The following is a 12,397-nucleotide window of genomic DNA, read 5'->3' on the forward strand; positions in this document are numbered from 1 at the left end:
TCATGAGAGATTTTGAAAAGAAGAACGCGTACTTCGATGGGTTGCTTGCCGATCCTCAACTGAAGTGGCTTGGTCAGAATACCAACCATGTTCCTATGCATCCAGCCGTGCGCAAGGCGATGATCGAAGCGGTGGAAACCGAGAGCTTTCACGCCTATGCGCCTCCAGCTGGCTTGGAAGCGCTCCGCAAAGCCGTGGTGGCCGACCTTGGCCTAGGTGGTGACGCGTCGGCGTTGATCACCGACGGTGCCGTTGGCGGTTTGTTTCTCGTCTGTCGCGCGTTTTGCAAACCAGGAACGAACTTCGTGACCACCGATCCCGGCTGGAAGTGGCCGATGCAATTTGCCAGGCAAGCGGGCGCTGAGGTGCGCGAGATCCCAATCTATAGCGCTGAGAATGCCTATCGGCTAACCCCGGCGATGCTCGAAGACGCTGTCGATGAAAAGACGTCGATCATCTACATCGTCGACCCCAACAACCCACTGGGCATCTGCTATACGGAAGGGGAGATCAAGGCTTTCTGCACAATCGCGCGCAAGGTTGGCGCAATTTTTCTGCACGACTGCACATACCGCGACTTCGCTTATTCGCACACCCTCGCGGCCCGGTTCTATCCTGAGCGTAGCGTTACGAGCTATAGCTTCTCAAAATGGCTGGGGTTGGCCGGAATGCGGGTCGGCGCTTTGGTTTCCTCCTTGGATATTATTGAATTCCTCGCTGAACTGTCACCGACCACGCTGGGAGGCAGCATGGTGGCGCAGCGTGGCGCACTTGCCGGCCTTGCAGTGAAGAATGAATGGATGGCGACAGTGCAGTCCATTCAGCGCCGTAATCAGCAAGCAATCGCGGATACGGTAGCGGGTATAGACGGTTTATCCTTACCGGTTTATCCCTCGAACGGAAATTTTCTGGTTATCGAATGCGCCGATCTGGGCATCGCTCCCGAAGCGCTGGTTCATGCATACCAACAGCGTGGAATCATGATCCGGCAGGGGCGCTATCACACACCGCGTTTTGGCGACCGATTCATCAAGGTTAGCACCACGGTGCCGGAATCTTGGATCGATGAATTCTGCGCGCTCTTGCCGGAGATGATAGAGACCGCGCGCGGTGTCAACGCTACCGATCAGCTTTTCTGATATCCGTGTCACATCTGTGAGGAGCCGTCATGAGTGCCGCCGTAACAGACGATCAGGTCAAGCTTTATTACGAAGAATCCGGCAAAGGCAGCGCCATTGTTTTTGTCCATGAATTCGGTGGCGACCATCGCAGTTGGGAGCCACAGATGCGATTTTTCGCGCGGCGGCACCGCTGCGTCACCTTCGCCGCCCGTGGCTATCCACCCTCTGACGTGCCTGCCGATTTCACCGATTATTCGCAGAAACGGGCGGTCGATGACATCATCGCCGTGATGGATGCCGCAGCTATCGAGAAGGCACATGTCGTAGGTCTCTCGATGGGTGGCTTTTCGGCTCTTCATTTTGGGTTGGACCACCCGGATCGGGCGCACTCGATTGTTGTCGCGGGTGCTGGATATGGCGCCGAGAAGGAGTTTGAAGCCTATTTTCGCGACGTGTCGCTGGATGTAGCGCGGCAGTTCGAGGTGCAAGGAAGTAAGGAGTTTGCAAAGACCTATTCGCTTGGCGCTTCCCGCGTTCAGTTTCAAAACAAGGACCCGCGCGGCTGGCGGCAGTTTGCCGAGGAACTGGGGCAGCATTCGGCACTGGGCTCGGCGAACACCATGCGCGGCGTACAGGCGCGCAGACCTTCGATCTACGACCTGGAAGATAGGCTAAAGGTGATGACGGTTCCCACGCTTGTTATGGTCGGCGACGAGGACGACCACTGCCTTCAGCCGGGCATTTTTCTGAAGAAGACCGTACCGAGCAGCGGCCTGTTTATAGCGCCAAAAACCGGCCATACCCTCAATCTTGAGGAGCCGGAGCTTTTCAATCGAATGCTGTCGGAGTTCTTGGCGCAAGTGGAGGCGGGCCGGTGGGGTGTTCGCGACGCTCGGGCGCTCCCCTCGGAGATCATGAAAACCTCATGATGATTGTAGGTCCAGCCGCTTTTGTGGACGAGGCCCGCATTTGGCACCGTCTCGAACAGCTTGCAGAAATCGGTGCCACGCCCGGTGGCGGCGTCAATCGGCAGGCATTGTCCGAGCAGGATGCGCGCGCGCGCCTACAACTGGCGGCCTGGGCAAAAGATCTGGGGCTCAGCACAAGATCCGATCCGGCAGGAAATATTTTCCTTGTTCTGGAGGGGAGCGATCCCGACGCACTTCCAATCCTGACCGGCTCCCACATTGATAGCCAACCAACAGGTGGAAGGTTTGACGGTGCTTACGGCGTTGTGGCCGGCCTCGAAGCGGTGCAGGCCGTTCTGGAGGCAGGACAACAGCCCAGGCATACCATCGAAGTCGTTGCCTGGATGAACGAGGAAGGTTCACGTTTCGCGCCTGGAATGATGGGCTCCGCAGCCTTTGCCGGCGCGCGCGGCCTCAACGATATTCTGGCCGTTCAAGATGACATGGGCATCTCCGTGAAGACTGCGCTGGCGTCGATGCCCGGGTTTCCCGAATATCCTTTAAGGCGATCGATCTCCGCCTACCTCGAAGCACATATAGAGCAGGGCCCGATCTTGGAACGGGAGGGACTAACGGTTGGCATCGTGACAGGGATCCAAGGCAAACACACCTACCGGGTGACCGTGGAGGGGGAGGAAGCTCATGCGGGCACGGCTCTTGAAGCTGAACGCAAGGATGCTTTGTTCGCCGCCATCGATCTGGTGCAGGAGCTCCGGCATGCGTTGCACGATCCAGAGGACCGCGTGCGGTTCACCATAGGCGCTTTCACTGTCCGACCGAATGCACCTTCAGTGGTGCCGAGTTCGGTGGTGTTCTCAATCGACCTAAGACATCCAGAACAAGAAGTGCTGGTGGCTTGCGGTGCGAAGATAGAAGAGCTCTGTCAGGAGCGACCGGGGCCTTGCCGTATCGTGCTGGAGGAACTGAGCCGGGCGGCTTCGCTCAGCTTCCCGCAAGCCATGCAAGATCGCATAAGCGCGGCCGCCGATGCTTTGGGTATCCCGTCGATGCGGTTGGCATCAAGCGCGGGACATGACGCCCGCTACCTTCACCAGATCGCCGAAACCGGCATGATTTTTGTGCCTTGCCGAGATGGCGTCAGCCACCGGGAGGATGAATGGGCTTCACCTGCGGCGCTTGCCGATGGCGCCAAGGTCTTGGCGGACGTCTTGTATGGCCTCGCCCTCGGTCATCCGGCCTGACTTGCCTTTGATGGCGTTGCGACTTCCGGGGGCAAAGTGGCGATGAAATCAGTCAAATTCTCACCAAGCAGATTGACATGATCTCGCATAGCACGGGCCGCACCGTCGGCATCTCCAGAGAGAATCGCGTTGATGACCAATTGGTGCTCATGGATTGTAGCCACCATGCGCCCTGGACGGTACGTCACATGCCGCCTGTAGGGGCCGACACGGTTGCGCAGTTGATTGGTTTGCTCCGCCAGGAATTCGCTCTCCGAAGCTTCATAGATCAACTCATGAAACTCGCGATTGATCTCGTAAAATGCTTCGGGCTCGTCGTTATCGAGGGCCACGATCAAACGGTCATGAATTTCCTGCAAACGCTTGCGTTGCGGACTCGTCATACGGCGAGTAGCGAGGCGGGCGCAAAGCCCCTCGAGTTCAGCCATGACTTCGAACATCTGAATCAGTTTTGGCAAGGTCAAAGATGCGACCGTGGGGGTGTGACGTGATCGCATATCCACCAAACCCGACGACGCGAGTTGCCGAAGAGCTTCGCGCACGGGGGTGCGGGAGACATTATGTCGAACCGCAAGCGTCTGTTCATCGAGTCGCACGCCCGGCGCCAACTCGCCAGATAGAATCTGTTGTTCAAGAATATGGCGGAGATCGTCCGCTCTTGTTGCCGATTTCGTTTTCATGCTCTGCCTTTTCCGCGCCACAAGATTACCGTACTGTCAAAATAGTATACACAATTACTGAAATTGTATGTAAAATAAAGTCAGTGCTGTTGATCTATTGGGGCGGTTCGTTCGCGACCCTTGTCGTTCATAACACGAGAAATGGGAGAATGCAGCCATTGACGCTTGCGGCGGAAAGGCAACCGGTCTTTCTAAAGGGTGGGACGATGGGGGAGTTGAGGTAATGACTAACTTGCCGGTCATAGACATCGAGCGGCTCGGGGCATGTTCAGGAGATCGAGGTTTACAGGACACAGCCGCTGCAATCCGCTCGGCCTGCCAGGACGCCGGGTTCTTCTATCTGGAGGGGCATGGAATTGACGCGGTATCGGTCACCGCCGCCTTCGAAGCCAATCGAAAGTTTCATGCACAGCCATTGCCGATAAAGCAGCAGATCGCCTACAACCGATGGCATCGCGGGTATCTTGGGTTTGGCGGCGCCCAACTAAAGGCCTCATCGCGCTATAAACCGGCGAGCGCACCAAACCTGATGGAATCTTTTTTCCTGCGGCACGAGGTTGCTGCGGACCATCCCGACCGTCTTGAGGGGCGGCCGCTTCAGGGGCCTAACCAATGGCCAGCAGACCCGGGGTTCAAAACGGCGATTAGCCGATACGACTTTATGTTGAGAGATCTTGGGTTGCGGCTCTTGCCCGCGTTTTCGGTTGCCATAGGGCAGGACCCGACATTTCTGCAACAGTATTTCAATCCGCCATCGACGGCCCTTCGTTTGAATCATTACCCGCCGAACCCTGCAAAAGGTGGAGAAGAAGCCTTTGGCAGCCACCCGCATACCGACTACGGGTTCTTGACGCTGCTTCTACAAGATAATGTTGGTGGGCTTGAGGTTGAGGGTGACCGGGGGAAATGGTTCCCCGTGCCTTATCGCCCGAATGCATTTGTGGTCAACATCGGCGATATCTTCGCACGTTGGACCAACGATGTTTTCAGATCAACGCCCCATCGCGTGATCAACAAGTCCGCGGACCGGGACCGCTATTCGATAGCCTATTTTTTCGATCCAAATTTGGAAGCTGTTATCGATTGTTTTCCCGCCTTTAGAGAAACTGGCGTGTCGAAGTATGAACCGATCCGCTTCATCGATTATTTCACCGGCCGGCTCGACGCCAATTATCATCGCGCGAAAACAGTTTAGGGCTCGGTGGCGAGGGTTCTCGATTCAATGCTGTTCGGGGCTCCCCGGAATGCAAGATAAGAAGGTTCAATAGTAAAGTTATGCCGATTTACAAAGCGCCAACCACCGATATCCGGTTTGTCCTTGAGCATGTTCTGAACATCGCCGATTACGCGAACTTGGAAGGATTCGGTGAATTTGGCAGCGACGATTTGAGTGCGCTTCTAAACGGTGGCGCGAAGATTTGCGAAGAGGTGATTCAGCCGCTCAATCAGTCAGGAGACCTGGAAGGCTGCCGTTTTGACGATGGGAGGGTGACAACTCCGGAAGGTTTCAGGCGCGCGTACAAGGTTCTTGCTGAAGGCGGCTGGATAGGTTTGGCATCGGACCCGACCTACGGTGGGCAGGGGCTTCCGGGGGTGCTCGCCGAAGCTTTCTATGAAATGCTCTCCGGCGCCAACATGGCCTTTAGCGGATATGTAGAATTGAGCGAGGCTGTTTTCGCCGCCATCTATGCGCATGGCGATGCGGCGCAAAAGCAAATCTATCTTCCAAAGCTCGCCGCGGGTCATTGGACGGGCGCGATGCACCTGACCGAATCACAGGCAGGGTCCGACCTGCGTCTGATCAAGACCAAGGCAATTCCACAGGATGACGGCACGTACCGTCTTTACGGCAGTAAGACCTTCATCACCAATGCCGAGCACGATCTGTCGGAGAATATCGTCAACCTCGTTCTTGCCCGCCTACCCGATGCACCTGCTGGCACACGTGGCTTGAGCCTTTTCATCGTTCCCAAGTATTTGGCTGATGAGAACGGCGAACCCGGAACGCGCAATGGCGTTTTTTGCAGTTCGCTCGAACACAAGATGGGGCTGCGGGCGGCGCCGACGGGAGTGATCAATTACGAGGCAGCCTCCGGTTTCCTTCTTGGTGAACGCAACCAGGGAATCTCGGCCATGTTCACGATGGTCAACGACGCGCGCATGGGGGTGGCGCTCCAGGGTCTGAGTATTGCCGAGGTTGCCTATCAGAACGCCGCCGCTTATGCCCGTGAGCGACGGCAGGGCAGGTCTTTATTGCCGGGCAACAGCCAAAGCGATGAGCCAGTCGCGATAATCGAGCACCCCGATGTTCGGCGGATGTTGTTATCGATGCGGGCCTTTACCGAAGGGGCTAGAGCGCTTGGTCTTTGGGTCGCCCTGCAAATTGATCTTTCAAAGAGGCTAGAAAACGAGGATGAGCGGGCAAAAGCGGATGGCCTCGTTGCCTTACTGACACCTGTCATCAAAGCCTATTTCACGGATGCCGGGTGCGAAGCGGCAGACATGGCTATCCAGTGTTTCGGCGGTTATGGGTATGTGCAGGATAGTGGTGTGGAGCAATTCTTGCGTGATGTCCGCATTACCCGAATCTACGAAGGTACCAACGGGATTCAAGCGCTCGATTTAGTGCGTCGAAAGCTTGATCTCCAGGAGGGGCGGCCTCTGTCATCATTCTTTGGCATCATCGAAGAATCAATCAGCGCGGCTCGTCAGGACGCTGTCTTTTCGTATGAATCCAACACGCTGGCCAGAGCACTGGAAGACCTTCACCAGGCTGCCGGCTGGATGCGCGATCATACAAGAGGGGACGTTGTCGAGGCAGCCGGCGGCTCAACGGACTTCCTCCGCCTTTTCGCCTTGGTTGCAATGGGGTGGATGTGGATGAGGATGATGGTGATAGCCCAAAGGGAATTGACGCAAGGGCGTGGCAACCTCGACTTTTGGCGGGCAAAGCTGACGCTTGGCCGGTTCTTTTTCCGTCGCATGCTTCCAGAGACGCGTTTGCTGAACGGGCGCGCGATGGCTGGTGCCTCCGATCTCATGCAGTTGTCGGCCGATGAGTTTTAACCTCCATAGTCGGTGCACTCACAAACCTTGGATAACAGGACCCTAAAAAGATGTCGGATTCACTTCTAAAGACCGTGCCTGCTAACTCTCTGCATTACGGCGGTCAATGGCGCAAGGCACGTGGCCGTAGCAAGATCCTTGTTCGAAACCCCGCCACGCAGGAGGTGCTTGCCGAGGTGCCGGCTGCCGAGGAAGAGGATGTGGCCGCGGCTGCGGCTGCGGCGCGGGAGGGGTTTGCCGTCTGGGCATCGTTGGACGCCGCCGAGCGCGCGCGCCTCATGGTCGTCCTAGCCGGGATTATGAGGGCAAGAATGGACGACCTGGCAGCCTTGGAGTCCCTGGTCACTGGCCGCGCGATACGAGAGATGCGTGCGCAGATGGGTCGAATTCCCGAATGGCTTGAGTATTTTGCCGCCATCGCACAGGGCCTCGAGGGCGAGTCCAACAGGGTCAAGGGAGGGTTCGTGACACTCACTCACTACGAGCCGATCGGGGTCGCAGCGCTACTGACGTCGTGGAATCACCCGATCCTGATCCTCGTGAAAAAGATGTCGGCCGCACTGGCTGCAGGAAACACCTGCCTCATAAAGCCCTCTGAGTTGGCTCCGGTGTCCGCACTTATCCTTGCCGACTGGTGCCGTGAGGCTGGCTTTCCACCAGGCGTCGTCAATGTCGTAACCGGGGAAGGTGCAACCGGCGCGGCGATCTGCAGGGCTCCCGACGTTGGGATGGTCGACCTGACGGGCGGCACGGCGACCGGCCGGAAGGTGGCGGCTATTGCCGCCGAGCGCCTGATACCGGCAATGCTGGAGCTGGGGGGCAAGGCCCCGATCGTCATTTGGGACGACGTGCCGTTGGAAGAGGCCACTGCGGGTGCGCTGTTTGCGGCTTTTGTTGCATCGGGCCAAACCTGCGTTTCCGGCACGCGGTTTCTGGTCTCGGACAAAATATACGAAGCGTTCGTCGCTTCCTTGAAAAAGCGGGCGGAGGCGATACGGGTAGGCGACCCCAGTCAGACGGAAACCGATATGGGGCCGGTTATCTCTCAAGCCTCGGCGGCGCGTTGCCACGAACACATCGCCACTGCATTGGCGGAGGGAGCACGGCTGGTTACAGGAGGCGGTAAGCCGGTTTTGGCGGCGCCTTTCGATTCGGGGAATTTTGTTGAGCCGACTGTTTTTGCCGATGTCCGGCCTGAAATGCGCTTGTTCCAAGAAGAGGTATTCGGTCCGGTGGTTTCGGTAACGCCGGTCAAGTCCGAGGAGGAAGCCGTTCAGTTTGCCAATAACAGCCCGTTCGGCCTTGGAGCAGGTATCTGGACGCGCGATGTCGGCAGGGCTCATCGCTTGGCGTCGGCTGTGCGTGCCGGTGTGATCTGGATCAACGATCATCACAAGAATGATCCGCGATCCATTTGGGGTGGTTTTCAAGACAGTGGGCTTGGGAAGGAGAATGGCTGGGACGCCCTGAAGAGTCGGATGCGTAAGCGTAGCGTGATTGTCAGAACGGCTCCGAATTTCGATGATTGGTTTGCCGGAGGCGCGCGCTACGGCTGATCTCCTGAAGGTGGTAGGCGAACGCGGGTGCCGGGGGAAATCGCATGCGATTTTCTTGTTGTATGCAGTTTTGATCTATTTGTGTAATTTAATCGTTGTTCTGGACATCCGAGCTGCGTAGAATGTTTTCGCAATGTGCCCGAGAGGGATTCCCTTTGTGGAATGGGCGCATTGCAGGGGGCGCCGGATACTCGCTGGGGCCCGGGTAAGCGACCGGACGCTGGCTCTTTTGAGGGTTCTCCACCTGGGCCCGAAGACAGGGAGGCTTAGCGCCGGAGATCATTAGAAAGCGCTTAAAAAGGGAGAGTGGGAGATGCGAGTTTTGACGCTAGAAAAATTCAAGGGTTACCTCGGTGGTGCCATCGGTGGGGCCCTGGCGGCCGCTGTCATAGTCATTAGCACCGGTCAAGCCATGGCTCTAGAGCAGGTGTCCATGCGCCTCAAGTGGCTAACACAAGCGCAGTTCATCGGATTCTATGTCGCCAAAGCGAAGGGCTTCTATGAAGAAGAGGGGCTCGACATGACGATCAACCCCGGGGGCCCGAATCTGAACGGCGAATCTATGGTGGCTGCTGGTGCGGAGAACTTCGCAGTAGCCGGCGGGGCGGAAAACATGTTGAAAAGCCGCGCCAAGGGCTTGCCTGTCATCGGTATCGGCATGATGCTTCAGCGGACCCCGTCCGCCTACGTCGCGCACAAGGGCGCGGGGATAGGCTCGCCCAAAGACTTCAAGGGAAAGACCGTTTCTACGTTCTTCACCGGTGCGCAGAACACACTGTTCGCCGTTTTGTCGAAGGAAGGCGTAAGTAAAGACGAAGTCAACGTCATTCCGCAGGCGGTTTCACTGGCGCCCTTCATCGACAAGCAGGTGGATGTGGCAACAGTCATGCTGTTTAACGAGTTGAACGTTCTAAGAAATCGTGGTGTGGAGGTTGAGGTTTTTCAGGCTGAAGATTACGGCGTGAGCTTCCCAAGCGACACAATCATCACGAATGAGACGATGATCAAGGAGCGCCCCGAGACCGTCCAGGGGTTCCTCAATGCTTCGATCCGTGGATGGAAGTACGCTTACGAAAACCCGGCCGAAGCGATCGACATTCTCATGGCGGCGGCGCCGAGCCTGGAGCGTCCACACCAGACAGCCATGCTGGAAGAGCTGAACAAGCTTGTCGTGGCCGATAGAGGCACGACAGACGGTATTGCCGTTCTCGACGTCGAGAAGCTCGAAGGTGTACGGGAGTTCCTGATTGAAAATGGAGAGTTGCCGGAGAGCGTCACGCTTGCCGAGTCGATAAACACTTCTTTTTGGGATGCGGTTCCCGCAGCCTACAAGAAGCCCTGATCGGCCGGTAGCACACACCACCCTTGGAAACTTCCGGGTTGGGTTACACTCATCTTTTGCGCAGAGGTTAATCCGTTGGCTAGTGCTACCTCCGAATCTCAAGACCGGCCTATCATCCAGTTGGAAGGTGTATCCAAGACCTTCGACGGCGGCGGCAGAAAGGTCGTCGCCGTCGAGGGGGTCGATCTTGCCGTCAAGTCGGGAGAGTTCGTCACCCTGGTGGGGCCAAGCGGTTGCGGCAAAAGCACCCTGTTCAACATAGTCGCGGGCCTGCTGGATGCCGATGCAGGAAGTGGTATACGGTTTAAGGGCGAGCCCCGACAGGGCCGAGATCTGCTGGGAGCGGTGTCATTCATGCCGCAACGGGATCTCCTGCTTCCCTGGCGTCGCATCATCGACAACGCAACAATCGCTTTGGAAGTCGAAAATGTGCGCCGGAGCGATGCCCGGAAGCGGGCGCAGGCCATGTTCCAGGATTTCGGCCTGAGCGGATTTGAGAACCACTATCCGCACCAACTTTCGGGCGGAATGCGTCAGCGAGTCGCTTTGATGCGCACGTTCTTGTTTGAGCGCGAGCTCTTGCTGTTGGACGAGCCGTTTGGCGCGCTGGATGCGCTTACGCGCATGATCATGCAGCGGTGGCTTTTGGATATCTGGCAAAAACACCGTCGGTCCATTCTGTTCATCACCCACGATGTCGATGAGGCCATATTTCTGGGGGACCGGGTGGTGGTGATGACCTCGCGGCCCGGACGAATAAAGCTTAGCAAGGAAATCAAACTGCCGCGCCCACGTGATCCGAAGATGACCACGTCGCCGGAGTTTTTAGACATAAAGGCCGAATTGCTCGAGGCGATCGAGGAGGAAAGCATCAAGTCATTCCTTTCCGAGGACTCTGAGACATGACGGAATGGCAGGTGAAATGCCAACCCTTGGCCGCTTTGTGCGCCGCTCTCATCCTGTGGGAGATTCTGGCGCGATACTACGCCACCCCATTTCAGGTGATTCCGCCCGTATCCGCCATCCTTTCGGACATGGTTGGTAGTGGCGATGTGCTAGTTCGAGGGTTCTTGCGAACCTTACTGGAAACCTTACTCGGGTTTGTTCTCGGTGCCTTGTTCGGCTTCGCGATGGGGGCGATTTTCGCCGAGGTGCGCATCTTCGAGAAAATGTTTTTTCCTTTGTTTGTTGTCTCGCAAACAATACCGGTAATCGCATTTGGTGCCTTGGTCGTGATCTGGTTCGGCAATGGGATAATGTCGAAAGTCATGATCGCGTTTTACCTGACCTTCTTTCCGGTGACAGTGAATACGCACCGCGGATTGCTATCGGTGGACCAGCAACGCGTTGATCTCTTCAGAAGCTTCGGTGCGACCACCTGGCGCATCTTCTGGACCCTGCGCTTGCCATTCGCGCTTCCGACCATCATGGCGGCTCTTTTGTTGGGCGTAAGCCTTAGTCTGATTGGTGCCATCGTGGGCGAGTGGTTCGGCGATACGGTCGGCCTGGGTGTTATGCTGGTACAGGCCATGTATGCCGAGAACATGGTGAGGCTTTGGTCGATCATCGTGTCCTGCGGGCTGCTCGGAACGGGCCTCTATGGCGTGATCGCCTGGGTCGGTCGGCGTTACGTGTGGTGGGGGGGTGAGCTGTAATGCTGGAGCGCGCAGGCTACCTGGTGTTTGGCATACTGACCATCGCTTGTGTCTGGGAAGCAGCAATCAGGCTGTTTGAAATTCCCCCGTTTATCCTACCGCCCATTGCCAGCATTCTGGGCGCGGTTTGGGATTTCTTCCCGTCGCTGATGCGCGGCCTTGCGGCAACACTCAAAGTCGCTGGCATTGGATATGTGGCTGGATCGCTGGTGGCTGTTGCCTTGGCGGTGGCAATGACACTCGTGCCGCTTCTTGAACGCATCTTCAAGCCGGTCATCGTTGCCATCAATTCCGTTCCGGTCGTCGCGTATGTTCCTCTCAGCCTGGTCTGGTTTGGCATGGGTTCAGGATCAAAAATAGCAATGGTCATGCTCGCCGCGGGGTTCTCCGTTTTTGTGAATGCACTCCAGGGTTTGAAGGCAATCGACCGCTCCGCGATCGATCTCTTCCGCAGCTTTGGCGCTGGGCCGCTGCGGATTGTTTGGATGCTGCGCTTGCCCGCAGCGCTGCCTGCCATCATCACCGGCCTTCGTGTGGCCGTGGTTCGCAGCATGATCATTGCCATCGTCGCGGAGATGCTGGGCGCTTACGAGGGGCTCGGGCGAATCATCTATGAATCCACGCAGCAGATTGAGTTTTTGAAGGTGTGGGCGGCTGTGGTCGTCGCCTCCGCCGCGAGCATGTTGATTTACGGCCTTTTGGTCCTGACAGATCGCCATCTGGTTTGGTGGCGATAGCGCCCAATGGAAATGGCCGATGGCGATGGTTGCGGAGGATTGCCCCGCAAATAATTTGCACGAAGGAGAT

Annotated in this window: 11 protein-coding genes; 10 read left to right on the forward strand and 1 reads right to left on the reverse strand. The window is 57.0% G+C overall.

Annotation, left to right across the window (positions count from 1 at the left end; genetic code table 11):
• The first annotated feature begins 2 nt into the window (after positions 1–2).
• Genes ABIE63_RS06175 through ABIE63_RS06185 form a run of 3 tightly spaced genes read left to right on the forward strand, consistent with a single transcriptional unit; the run spans position 3 to position 3,291 of the window.
• Entirely contained in the window at positions 3–1,139 is a 1,137-nt protein-coding gene (locus ABIE63_RS06175) for a pyridoxal phosphate-dependent aminotransferase (RefSeq protein WP_354503589.1), read from the forward strand.
• A 29-nt stretch (positions 1,140–1,168) separates the two neighbouring features.
• Complete coding sequence (locus ABIE63_RS06180) at positions 1,169–2,050, forward strand: alpha/beta hydrolase (RefSeq protein ID WP_354503590.1); 882 nt, start codon at positions 1,169–1,171, stop codon at positions 2,048–2,050.
• Positions 2,047–3,291 (forward strand): M20 family metallo-hydrolase, encoded by a 1,245-nt coding sequence (locus ABIE63_RS06185; RefSeq protein WP_354503591.1) that lies wholly within the window; start codon positions 2,047–2,049, stop codon positions 3,289–3,291. The genes ABIE63_RS06180 and ABIE63_RS06185 overlap by 4 nt, the downstream gene beginning before the upstream one ends.
• Here ABIE63_RS06185 and ABIE63_RS06190 read toward each other — a convergent pair.
• Positions 3,279–3,971 carry a GntR family transcriptional regulator gene (locus ABIE63_RS06190; protein WP_183415081.1) on the reverse strand — a complete coding sequence of 231 codons (693 nt, stop codon included), beginning with the start codon at positions 3,969–3,971 and terminating at the stop codon, positions 3,279–3,281. The two genes, ABIE63_RS06185 and ABIE63_RS06190, sit on opposite strands and share 13 nt — an antisense overlap.
• A gap of 223 nt (positions 3,972–4,194) precedes the next feature.
• Between ABIE63_RS06190 and ABIE63_RS06195 the strand changes: the two genes are divergently transcribed.
• From ABIE63_RS06195 to ABIE63_RS06225, 7 genes are all read left to right on the forward strand, one after another.
• Positions 4,195–5,166 (forward strand): 2OG-Fe(II) oxygenase family protein, encoded by a 972-nt coding sequence (locus ABIE63_RS06195; protein ID WP_354503592.1) that lies wholly within the window; start codon positions 4,195–4,197, stop codon positions 5,164–5,166.
• Between the two features lie 80 nt (positions 5,167–5,246).
• Entirely contained in the window at positions 5,247–7,037 is a 1,791-nt protein-coding gene (locus tag ABIE63_RS06200; protein WP_354503593.1) for an acyl-CoA dehydrogenase, read from the forward strand.
• Between the two features lie 50 nt (positions 7,038–7,087).
• Positions 7,088–8,593 (forward strand): aldehyde dehydrogenase family protein, encoded by a 1,506-nt coding sequence (locus ABIE63_RS06205; protein ID WP_354503594.1) that lies wholly within the window; start codon positions 7,088–7,090, stop codon positions 8,591–8,593.
• Positions 8,594–8,915: 322 nt separating this feature from the next.
• Positions 8,916–9,935 carry an ABC transporter substrate-binding protein gene (locus ABIE63_RS06210; RefSeq protein ID WP_183415085.1) on the forward strand — a complete coding sequence of 340 codons (1,020 nt, stop codon included), beginning with the start codon at positions 8,916–8,918 and terminating at the stop codon, positions 9,933–9,935.
• 75 nt (positions 9,936–10,010) lie between these two features.
• The gene (locus ABIE63_RS06215) at positions 10,011–10,841 is read left to right on the forward strand and encodes an ABC transporter ATP-binding protein (protein WP_221205683.1); all 831 of its coding nucleotides are present in this window, start codon (positions 10,011–10,013) and stop codon (positions 10,839–10,841) included.
• Positions 10,838–11,590, forward strand: coding sequence for an ABC transporter permease (locus ABIE63_RS06220; RefSeq protein WP_354503595.1), 753 nt, complete (start codon positions 10,838–10,840; stop codon positions 11,588–11,590). Before ABIE63_RS06215 ends, ABIE63_RS06220 begins: the two co-directional genes overlap by 4 nt.
• Positions 11,590–12,327, forward strand: coding sequence for an ABC transporter permease (locus ABIE63_RS06225; RefSeq protein ID WP_183415087.1), 738 nt, complete (start codon positions 11,590–11,592; stop codon positions 12,325–12,327). The genes ABIE63_RS06220 and ABIE63_RS06225 overlap by 1 nt, the downstream gene beginning before the upstream one ends.
• The last annotated feature ends 70 nt before the right edge of the window (positions 12,328–12,397 follow it).

This window comes from Limibacillus sp. MBR-115, assembly GCF_040549425.1.
Classification (GTDB): Bacteria; Pseudomonadota; Alphaproteobacteria; order Kiloniellales; family CECT-8803; genus Limibacillus; species Limibacillus halophilus.

What these genes read in the sequence shown, in the direction of transcription:
- ABIE63_RS06220 (WP_354503595.1), top strand. Translation starts at nt 10,838, where the DNA reads ATGACGGAATGGCAGGTGAAATGCCAACCCTTGGCCGCTTTGTGCGCC.
- ABIE63_RS06175 (WP_354503589.1), top strand. Translation starts at nt 3, where the DNA reads ATGAGAGATTTTGAAAAGAAGAACGCGTACTTCGATGGGTTGCTTGCC.
- ABIE63_RS06225 (WP_183415087.1), top strand. Translation starts at nt 11,590, where the DNA reads ATGCTGGAGCGCGCAGGCTACCTGGTGTTTGGCATACTGACCATCGCT.
- ABIE63_RS06205 (WP_354503594.1), top strand. Translation starts at nt 7,088, where the DNA reads ATGTCGGATTCACTTCTAAAGACCGTGCCTGCTAACTCTCTGCATTAC.
- ABIE63_RS06195 (WP_354503592.1), top strand. Translation starts at nt 4,195, where the DNA reads ATGACTAACTTGCCGGTCATAGACATCGAGCGGCTCGGGGCATGTTCA.
- ABIE63_RS06200 (WP_354503593.1), top strand. Translation starts at nt 5,247, where the DNA reads ATGCCGATTTACAAAGCGCCAACCACCGATATCCGGTTTGTCCTTGAG.
- ABIE63_RS06180 (WP_354503590.1), top strand. Translation starts at nt 1,169, where the DNA reads ATGAGTGCCGCCGTAACAGACGATCAGGTCAAGCTTTATTACGAAGAA.
- ABIE63_RS06190 (WP_183415081.1), bottom strand. Translation starts at nt 3,971, where the DNA reads ATGAAAACGAAATCGGCAACAAGAGCGGACGATCTCCGCCATATTCTT.
- ABIE63_RS06185 (WP_354503591.1), top strand. Translation starts at nt 2,047, where the DNA reads ATGATGATTGTAGGTCCAGCCGCTTTTGTGGACGAGGCCCGCATTTGG.